This window comes from Streptomyces sp. NPDC060232, from assembly GCF_042726555.1.
In the GTDB taxonomy this organism is placed as follows: Bacteria; Actinomycetota; Actinomycetes; order Streptomycetales; family Streptomycetaceae; genus Streptomyces.
The window spans coordinates 12760-31799 of sequence record NZ_JBHXAG010000008.1 but is presented as its reverse complement, the minus strand read 5'-3'; the positions used below and the strand labels follow the sequence as shown (position 1 = coordinate 31799).

The window sequence follows — 19040 nt, the reverse complement described above, 5'->3', positions numbered from 1 at the left end:
AGGTCACCGTGATTCCGGATGGGTCGCCGAGGTGCGGGCAGGCGCTCACTGCCGTCACATGCCGCGACTCGGCCCCGCGGGCCCCACGCGAAACCGGAGGTACACGGTGTCCAGTACGACATTCACCCCGAGCGCGCTGCCTGCGGGTCTGATCGCCCTCCCGGGTGTGTACCGGCCACAGGCGGACACCCGGTTCCTCGCCGAAGCACTCGCCCACGAGGACCTGGGCCCCGGCCGGGACGTGCTGGAGATCGGCACAGGCACCGGCGCGCTGGCCCTGCACGCCGCGGACCGGGGCGCCCAGGTCACCGCGGTCGACGTCTCCTGGCCCGCCCTGTTCACGGCCCGCCTGAACGCCGCGCGCCGGCGACGGCCACTGCGCCTCCTGCACGGCGACTTCGCGGCACGCACCGCCGGCCGCCGCTTCGACCTGGTCTTCACGAACCCGCCGTACGTCCCCGCCCCGGGCACCGGGCTGCCCGCGCGCGGGCCGGAGCGGGCCTGGGACGCGGGCCCCGACGGCCGCGCCGTCATCGACAGGATCTGCGCGAGGGCCCCGGCGCTGCTGCGGGCCGGAGGCTCCCTGCTCATGGTGCACTCGGGGATGTGCGGGGCCGAGAAGACCGTCGACCGGCTGTCGGCGGCCGGACTGACCGCCGGGGTCACCGCGAGGACCGCCGTGCCGTGGGGCCCCGTCCTGCGCGGGCGGCGGGCCTGGCTGGAGCGGCGGGCGCTGGCGGCCCCGTACGAGGAGTGGGAAGAGCTGGTGATCATCCGTGCCGTGTCCGTCTGACAGCGCCGCGACCCCCGCCCGGCGGGTGTCCGTGGACCCGCAGGGTCCCGTCCTGGTCGAGGGCCCGGTCGAGATCACCCTCGACGACGGCACCGTCGTCCGGTCCGACCGGTTCGTGGTCGCGGTGTGCGCCTGCCGTCGCAGCCGCACGTACCCGTGGTGCGACACCAGCCACCGACCCCGCGAACGAGCCGCTTCGCCGAACGAGGACGGGAACTCCTGATGACAGCAGGCAACCACCGGACCATGACGACGACAGCGACGACGAAAGCGACGACCACAGCGACGACGGCGCAGGCGGCGCCCGCCCCGGCCGCCGGCCCCGGCCTGGTCGAGGCGCGGGGCGAGCTGTCCGCCGCCGTGATCCGCGCCCTCCGGTCGGGCGGCCCACCGGCCTACGCCCCCGGATCGGTGCTGCTGGCCGACCCCTGGGGCGAGGACCTGCACCTCGCCCTCTACCTCCTCTACGAACTGCACTACGCGGGCTTCGACCAGGTCGGCGACGAACGGGAATGGGACCCCGACCTGCTGCGGCTGCGGCAGGGCATGGAAGCCCGGTTCCTGCACGCCCTGCGCAGCGAGCTGGCCGACGGGCCCCGAACCGTCGAGGACGCCTTCGCCCCGCTGCTCGTCGAGCCCGTGGACCTCTCCGGAAGCCTCAGCCACCGGCTGCAGACCGACGGCGAGCTGTGGCAGCTGCGCGAATACGCGGCCCTGCGCTCCCTCTACCACCTCAAGGAGGCCGACCCTCACGCCTGGGTCATCCCCCGGCTGACCGGCCGCGCCAAGGCCGCGATGGTCGCCATCGAGTACGACGAGTTCGGCGCCGGCCGCGCCGACCGCATCCACGCACGGCTCTTCGCCGAGCTGATGGCCGACCTCCGGCTGGATCCCACCTACGGCCGGTACCTCGACCAGGCGCCGGCCCCCCTGCTCGCCACCGTCAACCTGATGTCCCTCTTCGGCCTGCACCGGGCGCTGCGCGGCGCCCTCGTCGGCCACTTCGCATGCGTCGAGGTCACCTCCTCACCCGGCTCCCGGCGCCTGGCCAGAGCCATGCGGCGCTGCGGGGCGGGGCCCGCCGCGGAACGCTTCTACGCCGAGCACGTGGAGGCCGACGCCGTCCACGAACAGGTCGTACGCCACGAGGTGATCGGTGGCCTGCTGGCCGACGAACCGGACCTTGAGGCCGACATCGCCTTCGGCTGCGCGGCCACCGTCCTGGTGGAGGACCGGCTCGCCGACCACATCCGGCGGGCCTGGAACCGAGGCCACAGCGCACTGCGCACCCCACTGCCGGGCCTGTGAGCGACCGGGAGGCGGGTGTCACCGTGGCGGACCTGGACGCGTTCACCGACGTGCTCGACTACCCGGTGTACGTGGTCACCACGGCGGCCGGGGACCGGCGGGCCGGCTGCCTGGTGGGCTTCACCTCCCAGTGCTCCATCGACCCGCCCCGCTACATGGTGTGGCTCTCCAAGGCCAACCACACCTACACGGTCGCCCGGACGGCCTCCCACCTCGCGGTGCACGCCCTGCGCGACGACCAGAAGGACACCGCCGAACTCTTCGGAAGCCGGACCGGGGACGACACCGACAAGTTCGCCCACCTCGCCTGGCACCGATCGCCCCACGCGTCCGCGCCGATCCTGGACGACGCGGCCGCCTGGTTCCTCGGCCGGATCGAAACGCGCGTCGACGGCGGAGACCACGTCGGATTCCTCCTCGATCCCGTCGCCGCCGGCCGGCCGGGCCCCGAACGGCCGTCCCTGCTGCTCCTCGGCGACGTCGTGGACCTCACGCCCGGCCACCCGGCCTGACAGGCGGAAAACCACCGCCACGGCCCCGGCGTATGCACGAGGCAGACGCGGCCGGACACATGAAGGCCCTCGCCCTCCTTTTGCGGACCCCGCCGACCGCGCCGAGACTGGACCCGCGTGTGATCAGCCGACCAGCGAACGGACGATGGGAGAAGACATGTCCGCATACGGGAACGGATTCGCCTGCGCAGCCGGTGCCGAGGACTTCACCGCCACCGCCCACCGGGGCGGCAAGGGCCGGCGCCTGGTCACGGTGAAGGGCACGTGCGCGTGCCGGACTCCCGGCTTCCGACTCCAACTGGCCCTGGCGGCCCCACCGATCGTGGCGGTCCCCGAGGAGCTCCACCTGGAGCTGACTGAGGTCGCGCCGACCGGGACCGTCACCCAGGTCATCACGCCCACCGACGTCCAAGGCGAGTTCGAGATCGGCGACGAGGTCGAACGGGTCGTCATCCGCAACCGGAACATCACCGTGCTGGTCAAGGAGGGCTGAGCCCGGCCCAGGGCCCGGCCGCGACCGCTGACATCCGGTCAGGCGTGCGGCCATCTCGCCGCCCCGGGTACCGAATTCACCCGCACGGGTGAAAATGGGGGTCGGGCGCGGATGTGGGGGGCGGCATGCCGGTGTTGCTCGTACGAGAGAACGGCCGGGTGCGCGGCTGGCCGGCCTGTGCGGGGGCGGTCGGCCTGGGTGCGGCAGCGCTGGCCCTGGCCTCGACCTGGACCAGCGGTGCGTGGGCCACGGGCATCGGCGCCGCCGTCACCGCCGTCACGGCCCTCTCCGGGCTCCTCTCCGAGCGGCTGCAGCCGCAGCGCGGGGCGGCCGGAGGCGGGGCCACCCCCCGAACCGGAGCCGACGCACTGCTGCGCACCGCCGCGGGCCGGATCCCCTCACTGCGGCAGGTGGACCGCCCCGAGCCGGCCGGCGCCCACCCAGCGGACGGGCACCCCGCCGACGGCCCCCGGATGCCGGGCGCCGCCCCCGCGTACATCCGCCGCGACGTCGAACCCCAGCTGCGCGAGGCTCTCGGCCGGGCCGGATTCGTGCTGCTGGTGGGGGAGTCCACCGCCGGCAAGTCCCGGCTCGCGCACGAAGTGGCCCGCGCGCTCTTCCCCCGGCACGCCTTCGTCCGCCCGCTGGGCAGGGCCGCGCTCCCGCAGGCCCTGCGCGTGGCCGGCACGCGGCGGCGGGCCGTGCTGTGGCTGGAGGACCTGGAGGAGTTCCTCGGCGCGGACGGACTCACGACCACCATGCTGGCCGCGCTGCCGGCCCCGGTGCCGGGCCGCCGGATCGTGCTGGGGACCATGCGCACAGAGGAGTTCCGGCGTTTCGACGCCCGCGAGGAGAGCCGTCTGACGGGCTCCGACCAAGACGCCTGGCGCACCCAGCGCGACGTGCTCCGGCAGGCGGAGGTGGTACGGCTGGCCCGGCACTGGTCGGCCGACGAGCGCCGGCGGGCCGCCGCCCACACGCACGACCCGAGGATCGCCGCGGCACTGCGGGCCGACGAGCGCTTCGGCATCGCGGAAGTCCTCGCGGCCGGGCCTGAGTTACTCGCGACCTGGCACAACGCCTGGACACCCGGAGCCCATCCGCGCGGCGCGGCCGTGGTCGCGGCCGCCGTGGACTGCCGGCGGGCCGGGCTGCGCAGTCCGGTGAGCCGCGACCGGCTGCGCGCACTGCACGGCCCCTACCTGGCGGAGCGCGGCGGCGGCGACCTCCAGCCGGAACCCTTCGACGACGCGATGACCTGGGCCTGCACCGCCGTCCACGCCACCGGCGGCCTGCTCACCGGCGACCACACCCAGGGGTACACGCCCTTCGGCTACCTGCTCACCGCCCCCGGCCTCGCCCCGGTCCCGGAGCGCCTGTGGCAGTCCCTCGTCGCCGGCGTCACGGCCGCCGAGGCCTACGACATGGGCCTGCTGGCCCACCAGGAGGGGCGGCCCGGGCGGGCAGCCGAAGCGCTCTCCCGGGCCCGGCTGGGCGGGGTCCCCGGCGCCGACTTCCTGCTCGCCATCACGGTCGGGGACGCGGGCCGGCCGCGCCGCGCCGCGGCCGACCTCGCCGCGATCACCCGGCGGCGCGAGTACGGGTTGGGCCCCGGCCACCCCGACACCCTCGCCGCCCGCCACCAGCTGGCCTTCTTCACCGGCGAGGCAGGCAGCCCGCACGCCGCGGCCGGGCGGTTCGCCGCCCTGGCCGCGGACGCGGCGTCCGTCCTCGGACCCGACCACCCCGACACCCTTGCCGCCCGCCACGCACTGGCCTACTTCACCGGCGAGTCGGGCGCACCCGCCGAGGCGGCCCGGCAGCTGGCCCGGCTGCTCGCCGACCGGCTGCGCGTACAGGGCCCGGACGACCCCCAGGTGCTGGCCACCCGGCGCGGCCTGATCTGGTACCGGGCCGGCGAACCCGCCCGCACCGAGGCCGAGCTGGCCGAGCTGCTCGCCGACGCCGAACGCTGCCTCGGCCCCGACGACCCGCACACCCTCGCCGTCCGCAGCAGCCGCGCCGCCCTCGCTGCCCGGGCGGGCCGCACCGCCGAGGCTGCGGTGGCCTGGGAGTCGCTGGTGGCCGACCGCACCCGGGTCATGGGCCCCGACCACCCGCACACGATCTACGCCCGGCTGGAGTGGGCCCGCGCGCTGGCCTCCTCGGCCCGTCCCGAGGAGGCCGGCGCCCTGCTGACCCGGACCCTCGGCGAAGCCCGGGCCCTGCTGGAGCCGGGCCACCGCCATCTGCGCCTGGCCCGGGAGCTGCTGGCCGGCCTCCCGCCGCCGGGCGGGCACCCGGCGTAACGCGCGGCCGCCCCGAGCGCTCCGGCGCGCGGGGGACCGTAGGATGACCCCGTGACCCACACCCGCCGGCCGACCCACCGACGCCCCTCGGCGCTCGGTGCCGCCCTGCAGGTGCTGGTGCTGGCGGTACTGGCCGGGATCCTCGGCATGCACGCCCTGGGGCCGGCCCCGGCACGTGCCGCTCTCCCCCCGGACGGCCACCACGCGATGGCCGCGGGCCACGGCGCTCCCGCCGCCGGCCAGACGGCCGGGGACTGCTCGCACCCCGACGGCGGCTCGGGCCATTCCGGACACGCGGACGCCACCTGCGCCGCCGCCGGTATCGCCTCCGGGTACACGCCCCCCGCGCTCTCCGAAGCGCTGGTCGGCGTGTACGCGATGCCCTCCTCGGACCCCGCCGACCCGCCAGCCGAGGCCGGCGCCCGGGCCCCGCCCGATCTCGCCGAACTACAGCTCCTGCGGATTTAGAGCCGCCCGCACGCCCCGTCCCTCCGCCGAGGGCCGGCCGTGCCCCGGGCACCCCTCTCCATCCGTTCTTCCCGCATGCCCGAGAACCGGGCCGCGGATCAAGGAGCAGCATCATGACCAGCAAGCGTTCCCACCTCCGTCGCGCCGCCTTCCGTCGCGCCGCCGCCGTGGTCTCGGCAGGAGCGGCCGCCGTCGTCCTCGCCGCCTGCGGTGGCGGCGACGGCGCGGGCGGCAGCGGCGGCACCGCCTCCCCGTCGGCCGCCGCGTCGGCCCAGGCCCCGGCTCCCGCCGGCCAGGGGCAGCACAACGCGGCCGATGCCGCCTTCGCCAAGGGGATGATCCCCCACCACCGCCAGGCCGTGGAGATGGCCGACCTCGCTCCCTCCCGCGCCGGTTCGGCCGAGGTGAAGAAGCTCGCCGAGGACATCAGGAAGGCACAGGACCCCGAGATCAAGACCCTGTCCGGGTGGCTGACCTCGTGGGGTGAGCAGGTGCCCGCCGAGGGCGCCATGGACCACTCGGCGCACGGCATGGCCGGGATGATGACCGCGGAGCAGATGGACAGGCTGAAGACCGCGTCGGGTGCGGCGTTCGACACCGCCTTCATGGAGCTGATGGTCGAACACCACGAAGGCGCGGTGGCGATGGCGAAGACGGAGCAGGCGCAGGGTGCCTTCCCCGCCGCCAAGGCGATGGCCGGGGCGATCGTCACCTCCCAGTCCGCCGAGATCGCGCAGATGAACAAGCTCCTCGGCCGGAGCTGACCCGGACCGGGCCGGACCGCGCCGGGGCGCACGAACGCCCGGCGCGGTCCGGCCCGTACGCCGCGTGCGCCGTCACCGGCCGTGCGCAGAGCCGCTTCACCGCGCTGGTCGCCTCGTACGCCACCCGCGAACTGCTCGCCGGCTCCCCGGCCCCGGGGGTCCACCACATCGAGCAACTGCCCGCGCTGGCCGGTCTGCCGGAGACCCTCGCCGCGCACGGCCTGACCGTCTGGCGCCACGGGGAGGCGCCACCGGCCTGATCCGTCCGGCCGCCCCGCCCGGTCCCCGAACCCGGATCCCGCCCCCGTACGGGACCGGCAGGCCGGGGGAGGGCAGCTCATCGACCTGTCCGCCCAGGCACGGCTCCGGGCGGGCCGCGGCGGCCGGAAAACCCGTGGACCGCCCCGGCGTACGTACGGGACACTCCGACTCCTGTCCTGCTGGTCCGACAAGACAGGGTTTGGGATGGGATCGCCAACATCGCGCGACAGCATGCCGAGCAGGGGCTCGGTACTCCTCGCACTGCGCTACTACGGACGGGAACTGGCGCGCCTGCGCCGGGTCACCGTTCCCGCCATGCTGCTCCCGGCGCTGGGCAACATCGGCATCTTCTACATCGCGCCGCTGGTCGTCGCCAAGCTCGTCGGCCAGGTCGCCGAGGGCGGCGGCGCCGGCCTGGACACGATGCTGCCCTACGTCCTCACCTTCGCCGGCGTCCTGCTGCTCGCGGAGGCGCTGTGGCGGATCGGGCTGCACTGCCTCAACCGCCTCGACGCCCGGGGCATCGAGCACCTCTACGTCCTCGGCATGGACGAACTGTTCGCGAAGGACGCGGCGTTCTTCCACGACAACTTCGCCGGGTCGCTCACCAAGCGGGTCCTCAGCTTCGCCTCCCGCTTCGAGGAGTTCGTCGACACGCTGACGTTCTCGGTCATGGGCAGCTTCGTACCGCTGCTGTTCGCGTCGGTCGTGCTGTGGCAGTACGAACCGATGCTCGTGGTCGGCCTCCTCGCACTGATCGCCCTGACTGCGCTGTGCGTCGCCCCGCTCATCCGTCGCCGCCAGACCCTCGTCGCCCAGCGCGAGGAGGCCATCGCCCGGGTCTCGGGCCACGTCGCCGACAGCCTGATGAACATGGACACGGTCCGGGCGTTCGCCGCCGAGGACCGCGAGGCCGCCGAGCACCAGTCCCGCGTCGCCGAGTCGCGCCGCCTGACGCTGCGTTCGTGGGACTACGGCAACCTGCGCATCGACACGCTGGTCGCGCCCCTGTCCGTACTGACCAACGTGCTGGGCCTGCTGCTGGCCATCGCCCTCGGCGCGGGGGAGCACGGGGTGGAGGCGATCATCGTCACCTTCACCTACTACGCCAACGCGACCCGCATCATGTTCGAGTTCAACCAGATCTACCGCCGTCTGGAGAGCTCGATGACGGAGGCGGCGCAGTTCACCGAACTCCTGCTGCAGCCGCCGACGGTGCTCGACCCGGTGACGCCGGAGCCGCTGCGCTCCGAGGGCGCCGACGTACGGTTCGAACGGGTGAACTTCTCCCACGGCGGTGGGCGGCCGCTCTTCGAGGGCCTCGACCTGGACGTGCCCAGCGGTTCGAAGATCGGCCTCGTCGGCCGGTCCGGCGGCGGCAAGACCACGCTCACCCGGCTGCTGCTGCGGATGACGGACGTCGACGGCGGCCGGATCCTGATCGGAGGCCAGGACATCAGCCGGCTGCGCCAGGCGGACCTGCGCAGCAGGCTCGCCTACGTGCCGCAGGACCCGGCGATGTTCCACCGCACCCTGCGCGAGAACATCGCCTTCGCCCGGCCGGGGGCCACCGAGGCCGAGATCCGGCGGGCGGCCGAGGCGGCGCACGTCACGGAGTTCGCGGACGCGCTTCCCGACGGATTCGACACCATGGTGGGCGAACGCGGCGTCAAACTGTCCGGCGGACAGCGCCAGCGGGTCGCCCTCGCCCGGGCCATCCTCCGCGACGCGCCGATCCTGCTGCTCGACGAGGCGACCAGCGCCCTGGACTCCGAGAGCGAGGTCCTCGTCCAGGAGGCACTGTGGCGGCTCATGGAGGGCAGGACGGCGCTCGTGGTGGCGCACCGGCTGAGCACGGTGGCCACCATGGACCAGCTCGTCGTCCTCGACCGCGGCCGGATCGTGGAGCAGGGCACGCACCAGGAGCTCCTCACGACCGAGGGCGCCTACGCCAAGCTGTGGAAGCACCAGTCGGGGGGATTCCTCCACGACACCGACACCACCCCTGACACCGACACCACCCCTGACACCGACACCGACACCCCCACGGGTGCCCGCGCGCACTCCGAGCTGAGCTGAACGCAGGCCGTGTCCTGTGGAGCAGGGCAGCGGAAGATGCATAGCTTGTCCTGATGTGAGCGTCGAAGCTGAAGGTGAAGAAGTCCCGGGACGGCGGCGGCTGGCCCGGGCGGTACTGACGGGCGTGGCCGCGGTGGGCGCCGGGCTGGTGGCCGGCTCCTCCCGCGTACCCATGGCTCCGCGCACCGGGGGAGGGGCCGGATCGCGGCCCACCACCCCCGCGTCGGCGCTCCGCGAACTCGCGGCGGGCAACGGGCGCTGGCGGACCTACCACGAGCGCCACCCCGACCAGACGCGGACCGTGCGGCGCACGCTCGTCGCCGGCCAGCACCCGTTCGCCGTCGTCCTCGGCTGCGTCGATTCCCGGGTACCGCCGGAACTGGTCTTCGACCAGGGGCTCGGCGACCTGCTGACCGTGCGCTCGGCGGGCGAGGTCCTGGACGAGGCGGTCCTCGGGAGCATCGCCTACGGGGTCCTCGAACTGCGCATCCCGCTGGTCGTCATCCTGGGACACCAGTCGTGCGGGGCTGTCTCCGCGGCCGTGCGGGCCGCGGAGGGCGGACCGCCGCTCCCGGGCCACATGCAGTACCTGGTCGACCAGATCCGCCCCGCCATCGACCGCGGCCTGCAGGGCGCCGAGCGGATCGACGCCGCGATCACCGCCAACGTACGGCTGGTGCGCGCGCGGCTGGCCGCCGAGCCCGAGATGGCCGCCAAGGTCGCCGCCGGGACCCTGGCCGTCGTGGGGGCCCGGTACGAACTCACCAGCCAGCGGGTGCGTGTGGTCCGCTGAGCGCACACGCCCGGACCCGAAACCCCGTTCGTCAACCGCGCGGTGCTGCTCCGCACGTCCGGGTGGTAGTTCCCCGCCCGGGCCGCTTTCGGCGTTCAAGGTGCCCGTGGGCCGGGAGAGTTGCTTCATGATCAACGAGACTTCCCCCACCCCTGACGCCACCCCCGACCCGGCGGACGGGCACGCTCCGGACCCTGCCCGCCGACCCTCGCGCCGCACGCTCATCGCCGGGACCGCCGCGGTCGCGGGAGCCGGCGCCCTCAGCGTCGCCGCCGCGTCCGCCGGGACCCCGCAGGCCCCGTCCGGCTCCGCACGCCCCGACTGGGAGACCTGCCTCACCGTCGCCCGGGCCATCCTCGTACGGGGCGACGACGACCAGCCCCTGGTACCCGGCTACGCGGACGTCCTCCTGCGCAACGGCCTGCCGCGCTCCCGGATGCCCCGCAGGAAGGTGCTGGTCGTCGGCGCCGGTCCGGCCGGCCTGACCGCCGCCCACCTGCTGCGCGAGGCCGGGCACGAGGTCACCGTCATCGAGGCCAACGGCAACCGCGTCGGCGGCCGGATCAAGACCTTCCGCACCGGCGGACACGAGAAGTCCCCCGCGGCCTTCGCCGACCCCAAGCAGTACGCCGAAGCCGGCGCCATGCGGATCCCCGACAGCCACCCGCTGGTCACCGGCCTGATCGACAGCCTCGGCCTCAAGCGCAGGCGCTTCCACCTGGTCGACGTCGACGGATCCGGCCGCCCCGCCTACCGCACCTGGATCTTCGTCAACGGCATCCGCGTCCGCCGCGCCGACTACGCGCGCGCACCGCAGACCCTCAACCGCTCCTTCGGCGTGCCGGCGGCCTACGAGGGGATCCCCGCCGCGCAGATCGTCCGCAGCGCCTTCGCCCCCGTACGCAAGGAGATCGACGGCAAGAAGGACAAGGCGCTCGTCGAGGGCTGGGCCCGCGTCATCCAGCGCTACGGCCACATGTCGATGTACCGCTACCTCACCGAGGAGGCGAAGCTCGACGAGCGCACCATCGACCTGATCGGAACCGTCGAGAACCTCACCTCCCGCCTCCACCTCGCCTTCGTGCACAGCTTCATCGGGGCCTCGCTCATCAGCCCCGACACCGCCTTCTTCGAACTGCCCGGCGGCACCGCCACCCTGGCCGACGCGCTCTACGCCCGCGTCCGGGACATCGTGCGGCTCGACCGCCGCGCCACCCGGATCACCCACGGGGAGGGCAGGGTCACCGTCGACACCGTCTCCGAGGGCCGTGGCGGCCGCCCCGTGCAGCGCGAGACCTTCACCGGCGACACCGCGATCATCACCGTCCCCTTCTCCGGCCTGCGCCACATCCCGGTCACCCCCGCGCTCTCCTACGGCAAGCGGCGCGCGATCACCGAGCTGCACTACGACGCGGCCACCAAGGTGCTGCTGGAGTTCAGCCGCCGCTGGTGGGAGTTCGGCGAAGCCGACTGGAAGCGCGAACTGGAAGCCGTGCAGCCCGGCCTGTACCGCAAGTACCAGCTCGGGCAGACCCCGGAGGACGGCGCACTGCTGGGCGCCCACTCCTCCGTACCGCGCAGCGGCATCTCCGGCGCCCAGCGGGCCCACTACGCGGCCTGCCGCAGCCTCACCCGCGACCAGCCCGAGGCCGCCGGGGTCATCGGCGGCGGCTCGGCCACCGACAACCCCAACCGCTTCATGTTCCAGCCCTCCTACCCGGTTGAGGGCAGCCGCGGCGGGGTCGTGCTCGCCTCCTACAGCTGGTCGGACGACGCCCTGAAGTGGGACTCCCTGGACGACGACGAGCGCTACCCCCGCGCCCTCGCCGGGGTCCAGGAGGTGTTCGGGCAGCGGATCGAGGTCTTCTACACCGGCGTCGGACGCACCCAGTCCTGGATGCGCGACCCGTACGCCTACGGCGAGGCCTCCGTCCTCCTGCCCGGCCAGCACACCGAGCTCTTCCCGCACGTGCGCCGGGCGGAGGGGAACCTCCACTTCGCAGGCTGCCACACCTCCGTCAAGCCGGCGTGGATCGAGGGCGCCCTGGAATCCGCGGTGCGCACCGCCCTGGAGGTCCACACGTCGGCATGACCGACGGCTGAGGGGCGTGCCTCAGCTCTCGGCGAGCACGACCACCCAGTCGTGCTCGCCGAAGCGGACCCGCTGCCGCTTGTCGGGATTGAGCCGGACGCCGTACGCGGGAGCCGTCGCGGTCCGGTCGCGCAGCCGGTAGCCCACCGCGCACTCCCGGCGGCGGCGCGCCGACTCGACCACCGTGGCGAACGCCACCTCCCGGTCGGTCCGGACATAGTCCGCGACCGGCCGCAGGTAGAACTCGCTCCCCTCCGCCCTGAACAACTCCTCGAAGACGTCCGCGAGATGTCCGCTCTCCGAGATCTGCGTCATCAGGAGGCTGATCAGACGACCGCTGACGATGAAGTCGGCACCGGCCCGGGCGGGGGCGAGCAGCCGGTTGCCGTCGTCGGACATCTCGGTGGTCAGCGGGAGTTCGCAGCCCGCCGCCTCCCCGATGGCCCGCAGGTGCAGCAGCGTCACCAGGGTCCTGTCGTCCGTGCCGCTCCGTGCCTGCGCGGCGAGGGCGGGCGGGTCCGCGTCGGGGGGTGCGGCGGCCGGGGCGGTGCCCTCACCGTCCGTCTCGCCGATCACGATCACGCTGTCGTAGGAGGGCACGTCCAGCTTCGCCAGGACGTCCGGGTCGGTGATGTCCCCGCTGTGGAAGGCCACTTCGAGTCGGGTGCGCGCCGCCGCGACCTCGGCGGCGGTGCGCCGCGCCGCCCCGTCGCCGAGCGCCACGACGTCCAGGGTGGTGCCGGGGCTGACGAACTCGTCGAGCTGTTCGACGACGAGCGGAGCGCGCCGGTTCCAGCCGAGGAGGAGCAGCCGTTCGGCGTAGCGGGACCGGGGGCGGGCGGTCACGATCGCACCCTCGTCGACCCAGGGCCCCGCCGGCTCCTGCACGGCCGTGTCGTCGTCCTCGGAGATCAGGATGATCCGGTCGTCCGCGCCGATCCGGGCATCGGTGTCCGGATTGAGCGCGACGCGGCCGTCGGCGTGCAGCAGCCCGACCACCGAGGACGTGGTGAACGCGAGCAGGGCGTCGCCGAAGGTGCGTCCCGCGAGACCCTGCGCGGGGGCGGTGTAGAACTCGTCGCCTTCGAAGTCCAGCAACTCCTGGTAGACGAGGGAGAGTCCGGGCTGGCGGGCGGTCTGGACGAGGAGCCGGGCGATGATCTCGTCGGCGCAGAGCACATGTCCGCCCGGTCCGGCCGCCAGCCTGGCCGTGAGGTGGTTGCGGGCGTCGCGGACCGCGGCGACCACCACCGCCTCGCGCGGCCGGGGGAGCGCCGCGTCGAGGGCGAGCAGGGTCTTGACCACGTGGGCGTCGCCCGAGTCCCCGTCGGGGGGCAGCACCAGGACCGCCTTCGACGTCTGCGGGCTCACCCGGGCCAGCACGGTCGGGTCGGTAGTGGGCCCGCTGCGGCAGATGATCCGGGTGGCGCCCGTCCAGGTACGGGTTCCCGGAGGTGCTCCCGTGCCGCCGGGGCCCGTACGGACTCCCGTGCCGCCGAGGCCCGTACGGACTCCCGTGCCGCCGAGGCCCGTGGCGATCTCGTCCTCCATGTCCACCTTGTCCTTCGGGGCGAGGACGGCGATGGCGGACCGGCGCTGGTTGGCGTTGGCCGCGACGAGCTCGGCGACCACCGGGAAGATCTGGTCGGACCAGCCCAGGACGACGGTGTGCCCCGCCTCCAGGACCGTGGAGTGCCCGCGCCGCAGCGACATGATGCGCTGGTTGATGCCGGTGGTGATCAGGCTGACCAGCGTCGACACGAACAGCAGGGCCACCAGGGCGAGCGTCACCGAGGCCAGCACGTAGAGCGGGGAGCCGACCGCGCCCCCGACCTTGAGGGTCTGCCCGACGCTGACCCAGACGGCCGTGAGCCGCCCCGAGAGGGTCGTGGGGGCCGCCCGGTCGGCCCAGACGAGCACCGCGCTCGCCGGGACGACGACCGCCAGGCAGGCCACCGCCAGCCACCCGACGAGCGGGGCGGTTCCCCCCGCCACCAGGTTGTCGAACCGGTACCGCAGGCGCAGCCGCAGGGACGTGGTGTGCTGCTGTGCCATGCCTGCTCCTCGTCTCCCGGGCTGCTAACCCTTGAGAGCCCCGGGGGTTACGGGCGGATCCGGCCGGAAGCGGTCACGGGCGCAGGGCCGCGATGACCTCGTCGGTGGTGGTCACCCTGCCGATGCGCGGGAAGATCTTGCCGAAGGTGTGGGCGTGGGAGTCGGGGTCGGTGTCGGCGGTGGCGTCCTCCGGGAAGACCAGGTCGTAGCTGAGCTCCCACGCCGTACGGGCGGTGGACTCGACGCCGACGCTGGTGGAGATGCCGGCCAGGACGATGCGGTGGATACCGCGGCGGCGGAGCTGGAGGTCCAGCTCGGTGCCGGTGAAGGCGCCCCAGTGGCGTTTGGTGACGACCACGTCCCCGAGCGCGGCGAGTTCTGCGGGGATCTCGGAGAACGCGGCGGGCGGCGCAGCCGCCGGACCCGGCCGGTCCACATTGGCGGTGGGGAGGTCCCCGCCGTCCGGCGACCAGGCCACCTTGACCAGGACCACGGGCAGCCGGTGGGCGCGGAACGCCGCGGCCAGCGCGACTCCCCGCCCCAGGACCTCGGCGGCGGGCCTGGTGGTGGGCCGGGCCAGGATGCCGGTCTGCAGGTCGATGAGGACCAGGGCGGTGTCCTCGCCGAGGACGAGGCCGGTCGGGTCGGCGGGCATGCACTCTCCTTCGGAGCCGGGTGCGGCGGGGCCGCCGCGGCGCTCGGTCTGAGGTGAAAGCCTGTCAGACCGAGCCGGGCCCGCCCCGGCTGGTCACCGGCATGTCGCACACGACTGCACGCCGGCGAAGCCTCGTAGAATACGAACATGAGTACGCATGTAGTGGGGGAGGGGCGCCCCCTCCTGTCGACGGCGCTGACCGGCGCGGAGCTGCTGCGCTGGTACTGGACCCTGGCCGAACTGAGCGGCCTGGCACGCCGGATGGGCGTGCCGGTCCGGGGCGGGAAGGCCGCCCTCACCGCCCGGCTCGCCGCCGCGCTCGACGGCCGCCCCGAGCCCGCGCCCGGGCCCGCGGCGCCCGCCGCGCCCCGCCCCGCGGGTCGGCAGCTCGCCGCCCCCGTCGACGGGACGACGGTGATCCCGCCGGGGCAGCGCTGCAGCCAGGTGCTGCGGGAGTACTTCGTCCGCGAGATCGGCCCCGGCTTCCACTTCGACGCCTTCATGCGGGAGTACGTCGCCGGACACGCGGGGCACACCCTCGCCGAGGCCGTCGAGCACTGGCACGCGACCCGGGCCCAGGCGGCCGAACCCCAGGAGGTCGGCGCCCAGTTCGAGTTCAACCGCTTCCTGCGAGACTGGCACGCCCGCCACCCCGGCGGTACCCGTACCGATGCCCTGGCCGCCTGGCGGACCCATCGGTCCCGCCCCCGCGACTGACACTCCTCAGGGGCGCCCGTAGCGCAGCTCGACGACCCCGTTGCCGAAGGTGCGGCTGCCCTCCAGGGCCCCGAAAGGCAGATCGACTGGGACGTCTTCGACGAGGAACTGCACCAGTACCTCAACGACGAACTCCGGCAGATGGGCGGACATACTGATCGCCGTGAAGACCGAACCCGAGACCGACACCAGCGGCCCCTTCGACGACGACACCGTCCTCTTCCACGTCGACGGCCGGACGGGCGTGGTCACCCTCAACCGCCCACGCGCCCTCAACGCGCTCACGCACCCCATGGTGCTGCGGATCGCCGAGGCCCTCGGCGCCTGGGCGGACGACCCCGCCGTCGGCCAGGTCCTGATCCGCGGAGCCGGCGAGCGCGGGCTGTGCGCGGGCGGCGACATCCGGGCCATCCACGACGACGCCAAGGCCGGCAGCACCGCCTCCGCCGGCTTCTGGCGCGACGAGTACCGGCTCAACGCCCGCATCGCCCGCTACCCCAAGCCGTACATCGCCCTGATGGACGGCATCGTCATGGGCGGCGGCGTCGGGCTCTCCTCGCACGGGAGCGTCCGCGTCGTCACCGAACGCTCCCGCGTCGCCATGCCGGAGACCGGCATCGGCTTCGTCCCGGACGTTGGCGGAACCTGGCTGCTCGGCCGCGCCCCCGGCCGGCTCGGCACCCATCTCGCTCTCACCGGAGCCGCCGTGGGCGCCGCGGATGCGCTGCTCTGCGGGCTCGCCGACCACTTCGTACCCGCCGAGCGGCTACCGGGCTTGACCGCCGCCCTGGCCACGGCCCCTGCCGTAGAGGTGCTGCCGCGGTACGCCGCCACGCCCGCCCCCGGCGTGCTCGCCGACGGGCGGTCCTGGATCGACCACTGCTACGCGGCCGGCACGGTCGAGGAGATCGTCGAGCGGTTGCTCGGCCGGGACGAGCCGGCCGCGAAGGAGGCCGCCGAGACGCTCCTGGCCAAGTCCCCGACCGCGCTGAAGGTCACCCTCGCCGCCGTGCGCCGGGCCGCCGCCCTCGACACGCTGGAGCGGGCGCTGACCCAGGAGTTCCGGGTCTCCTGCAACGCGCTCACCGCACCCGACCTGGTGGAGGGCATCCGGGCCCAGGTCGTCGACAAGGACCGAGCCCCGCGCTGGTCCCCGCCGACCCTGGCCGAGGTCACCGAAGCCGACGTGGAGCGCTTCTTCGCCCCACTCGGCGAAGGCCGCGAACTACGCCTGCCATAGGTCCTGTCGTCGAAGTCCCGCCTGGCCCGCGGCGCCCCGGCACCGCACCTCGCCGCGTTGCCGGGGCGCCCCCGTACGCCCGGTACGCGGGCGCCCCTCCGCCTTGCGCTGCACGGCGCCGGCCGAGGTGCCCGGCTCCGCCCGCGCGCCCGCCCGGGCACCGAGGCCCCAGGGGTGGCGCCCGCTGCGGCTTCCCGCCCCCGCCGCCCCGCTACGCGCCGGCGCCGACGTACTCCCGCAGGTGACGGGCGGTCAGCGTGTCCGCCCCGGCGACCAGAGCCGCCGGCGTGCCCTCGAAGACGACCTCGCCGCCGGAGTGACCGCCGCCGGGGCCGATGTCGATCAGCCAGTCGGCGTGTGCCATCACGGCCTGGTGGTGCTCGATGACGATCACGGAGTTGCCGTCGTCGACGAGCCGGTCCAGCAGGGCCAGCAGTTTGTCGACATCGGCCATGTGCAGTCCGGTCGTCGGCTCGTCCAGGATGTACGTCGAGGACTTCTCCGCCATGCTGATCGCGAGCTTCAGCCGCTGCCGCTCCCCGCCCGACAGGGTGTTGAGGGGCTGGCCGAGCCGCACGTACGAGAGGCCGACGTCCGACAGCCGCCCGAGGACGGCCCGCGCCTGGCCGGTGGCGAAGAACTCGTGCGCCTCGGCCACCGGCATGTTCAGCACCTCGCTGATGTTCTTTCCGCGCAACCGGTACGTCAGCACCTCGGGCGTGAACCGCTTGCCCTCGCACTCCTCGCACACCGTGGCCACCCCGGCCATCATCGCCAGGTCGGTGTAGACGAGTCCGAGGCCGTTGCACTTCGGGCAGGCGCCCTCCGAATTCGCACTGAACAGCGCCGCCTTGACTCCGTTGGCCTTGGCGAAGGCGGTCCGGATCGGGCCCAGCAGACCGGTGTAGGTGGCGGGGTTGGACCGGCGCGAACCGCGGATCGGCGACTGGTCGGCCACCACGACCCCCTCCCGCCCCGCCAGGTAGCCGTGGATCAGCGAACTCTTCCCCGATCCCGCGACACCGGTGACCACGGTGAGCACGCCGAGCGGCACGTCCACGCTGACGTCCTTCAGGTTGTGCAGGTCGGCGCCCTTCACCGAGAGGTGGCCGCGCGGCGTGCGCACCGACTCCCGCAGCCGTGCCCGGTGTCCGAGATGGCGCCCGGTGAGGGTGCCGGAGGTGCGCAGCCCGGCCACGTCCCCGCTGTAGCAGAGCCGCCCGCCCGCCGTGCCGGCGCCCGGGCCGAGGTCGACGACGTGGTCGGCTATGGCGATGACCTCGGGCTTGTGCTCCACGACCAGCACGGTGTTGCCCTTGTCGCGCAGCCGCAGCAGCAGGTCGTTCATGCGCTGGATGTCGTGCGGGTGCAGGCCGGTGGTGGGCTCGTCGAAGACGTACGTGACGTCCGTGAGGGAGGAGCCCAGGTGCCGGACCATCTTCACGCGCTGGGCCTCGCCGCCGGACAGCGTGCCCGAGGGGCGGTCCAGGCTGAGGTAGCCCAGGCCGATCTCGACGAGGGAGTCGAGCAGGCCCCGGAGGTTGGCCAGCATCGGGGCCACGGCGGGGTCCTCGATCCGGCGTACGAAGCCGGCCAGTTCGCTGATCTGCATCGACGCGCACTCGGCGATGTTCACGCCGTGGATGCGCGAGGACAGCGCGGCCGCCGAGAGGCGGGTGCCCCGGCAGTCCGGGCAGGCGGTGAAGATCACCGCACGGTCCACGAAGGCCCGGATGTGGGGCTGCATGGACTCGCGGTCCTTGGCCAGGTAGAGCCTGGTGATCTTGGTGATCAGGCCCTCGTAGGTGAAGCCGTTGGAGCCCGCCTTCACCTTCACCGCGCTTCTGTGCAGGAAGTCGGCCCACTCCTGCTCGGTGAAGTCCTTGAGCTTGGTGTCGGGGGAGTAGAAGCCCGAGTTCGCCATGTTCTGCCAGTACCAGGAGTCCACGGCGAAGCCGGGGACGGTGATCGCGCCCTCGTTGAGCGAGAGTTCACGGTCGACCAGCTGGTCCACGTCGATGTCGGAGACCTCGCCGACGCCCTCGCAGCGCGGGCACATCCCCTCCGGGTTGTTGAAGCTGAACGCGCTGGACGTGCCGATGTGGGGCGTGCCGACGCGGGAGTAGATGATCCGCAGCATGGTGTAGGCGTCGGTGGCGGTGCCCACGGTCGAGCGTGAGCCCGCGCCCATCCGCTCCTGGTCGACCACGATGGCGGCGCTCAGATTGTGCAGTCCGTCCACGTCCGGCCGGCCGAGGCTCGGCATGAAGGACTGGATGAAGGCGGTGTAGGTCTCGTTGATCATCCGCTGCGACTCGGCGGCGATGGTGCCGAAGACGAGGGAGGACTTCCCGGAGCCGGAGACGCCGGTGAAGACCGTCAGGCGACGCTTGGGGATGTCGAGCGAGATGTCGGCGAGGTTGTTCTCGCGGGCTCCCCGGACCTGGATGACCTGGTGGTTGTCGGCGGCGATGTGCACGGAACTCCTCGAGGTGCGGCGT

17 protein-coding genes are annotated in these 19040 nt (G+C 73.7%); 13 read left to right on the top strand and 4 right to left on the bottom strand.

The window, feature by feature from the left end; genetic code table 11:
• The first annotated feature begins 106 nt into the window (after window positions 1-106).
• The 11 genes from ACFWFZ_RS13940 to ACFWFZ_RS13890 all read left to right on the top strand — a co-directional run bounded on the left by ACFWFZ_RS13940 (window position 107) and on the right by ACFWFZ_RS13890 (window position 11872).
• A complete protein-coding gene (locus ACFWFZ_RS13940) occupies window positions 107-793 on the top strand; it encodes a HemK2/MTQ2 family protein methyltransferase (protein ID WP_387121430.1) in 687 nt (228 codons plus the stop codon).
• Window positions 777-1016, top strand: a complete 240-nt coding sequence (locus ACFWFZ_RS13935) for a CDGSH iron-sulfur domain-containing protein (protein WP_387121427.1) — start codon at window positions 777-779, stop codon at window positions 1014-1016. The genes ACFWFZ_RS13940 and ACFWFZ_RS13935 overlap by 17 nt, the downstream gene beginning before the upstream one ends.
• On the top strand, window positions 1016-2101 hold the full coding sequence (locus ACFWFZ_RS13930; RefSeq protein ID WP_387121424.1) for an iron-containing redox enzyme family protein: 1086 nt from the start codon (window positions 1016-1018) through the stop codon (window positions 2099-2101). Before ACFWFZ_RS13935 ends, ACFWFZ_RS13930 begins: the two co-directional genes overlap by 1 nt.
• Window positions 2098-2613 (top strand): flavin reductase family protein, encoded by a 516-nt coding sequence (locus ACFWFZ_RS13925; RefSeq protein ID WP_387121421.1) that lies wholly within the window; start codon window positions 2098-2100, stop codon window positions 2611-2613. Before ACFWFZ_RS13930 ends, ACFWFZ_RS13925 begins: the two co-directional genes overlap by 4 nt.
• 157 nt (window positions 2614-2770) lie before the next feature.
• The gene (locus tag ACFWFZ_RS13920; RefSeq protein ID WP_387121418.1) at window positions 2771-3106 is read left to right on the top strand and encodes a hypothetical protein; all 336 of its coding nucleotides are present in this window, start codon (window positions 2771-2773) and stop codon (window positions 3104-3106) included.
• 125 nt (window positions 3107-3231) lie between these two features.
• Window positions 3232-5415, top strand: coding sequence for a tetratricopeptide repeat protein (locus ACFWFZ_RS13915; RefSeq protein ID WP_387121415.1), 2184 nt, complete (start codon window positions 3232-3234; stop codon window positions 5413-5415).
• Window positions 5416-5466: 51 nt separating this feature from the next.
• Window positions 5467-5883 carry a DUF6153 family protein gene (locus ACFWFZ_RS13910; RefSeq protein ID WP_387121412.1) on the top strand — a complete coding sequence of 139 codons (417 nt, stop codon included), beginning with the start codon at window positions 5467-5469 and terminating at the stop codon, window positions 5881-5883.
• 113 nt (window positions 5884-5996) lie between these two features.
• On the top strand, window positions 5997-6647 hold the full coding sequence (locus ACFWFZ_RS13905) for a DUF305 domain-containing protein (RefSeq protein ID WP_387121409.1): 651 nt from the start codon (window positions 5997-5999) through the stop codon (window positions 6645-6647).
• A 492-nt stretch (window positions 6648-7139) separates the two neighbouring features.
• Entirely contained in the window at window positions 7140-8987 is a 1848-nt protein-coding gene (locus tag ACFWFZ_RS13900) for an ABC transporter ATP-binding protein (RefSeq protein WP_387121406.1), read from the top strand.
• A 55-nt stretch (window positions 8988-9042) separates the two neighbouring features.
• Entirely contained in the window at window positions 9043-9780 is a 738-nt protein-coding gene (locus ACFWFZ_RS13895; RefSeq protein WP_387121403.1) for a carbonic anhydrase, read from the top strand.
• 127 nt (window positions 9781-9907) lie between these two features.
• On the top strand, window positions 9908-11872 hold the full coding sequence (locus ACFWFZ_RS13890; RefSeq protein ID WP_387121400.1) for a flavin monoamine oxidase family protein: 1965 nt from the start codon (window positions 9908-9910) through the stop codon (window positions 11870-11872).
• Window positions 11873-11893: 21 nt separating this feature from the next.
• Here ACFWFZ_RS13890 and ACFWFZ_RS13885 read toward each other — a convergent pair whose 3' ends face one another.
• Both ACFWFZ_RS13885 and ACFWFZ_RS13880 read right to left on the bottom strand, forming a co-directional pair.
• Window positions 11894-13927 carry an NAD-binding lipoprotein gene (locus ACFWFZ_RS13885; RefSeq protein WP_387121398.1) on the bottom strand — a complete coding sequence of 678 codons (2034 nt, stop codon included), beginning with the start codon at window positions 13925-13927 and terminating at the stop codon, window positions 11894-11896.
• A 73-nt stretch (window positions 13928-14000) separates the two neighbouring features.
• Window positions 14001-14582: a hydrolase gene (locus ACFWFZ_RS13880; RefSeq protein ID WP_387121395.1), complete on the bottom strand. Its 582-nt coding sequence runs from the start codon at window positions 14580-14582 to the stop codon at window positions 14001-14003.
• A gap of 147 nt (window positions 14583-14729) precedes the next feature.
• Between ACFWFZ_RS13880 and ACFWFZ_RS13875 the strand changes: the two genes are divergently transcribed.
• Complete coding sequence (locus ACFWFZ_RS13875; RefSeq protein ID WP_387121392.1) at window positions 14730-15299, top strand: DUF6434 domain-containing protein; 570 nt, start codon at window positions 14730-14732, stop codon at window positions 15297-15299.
• Window positions 15300-15305: 6 nt separating this feature from the next.
• Here the strand turns inward: ACFWFZ_RS13875 and ACFWFZ_RS13870 are convergent, their stop codons facing one another.
• Window positions 15306-15452, bottom strand: a complete 147-nt coding sequence (locus ACFWFZ_RS13870; protein ID WP_387121389.1) for a hypothetical protein — start codon at window positions 15450-15452, stop codon at window positions 15306-15308.
• Between the two features lie 10 nt (window positions 15453-15462).
• Between ACFWFZ_RS13870 and ACFWFZ_RS13865 the strand changes: the two genes are divergently transcribed.
• Window positions 15463-16539, top strand: coding sequence for an enoyl-CoA hydratase/isomerase family protein (locus tag ACFWFZ_RS13865; protein WP_387121386.1), 1077 nt, complete (start codon window positions 15463-15465; stop codon window positions 16537-16539).
• Between the two features lie 211 nt (window positions 16540-16750).
• On the opposite strand, the gene ACFWFZ_RS13860 is transcribed toward ACFWFZ_RS13865, so the two are convergent.
• On the bottom strand, window positions 16751-19018 hold the full coding sequence (locus ACFWFZ_RS13860; protein ID WP_387121383.1) for an ATP-binding cassette domain-containing protein: 2268 nt from the start codon (window positions 19016-19018) through the stop codon (window positions 16751-16753).
• Between the last annotated feature and the right edge of the window lie 22 nt (window positions 19019-19040).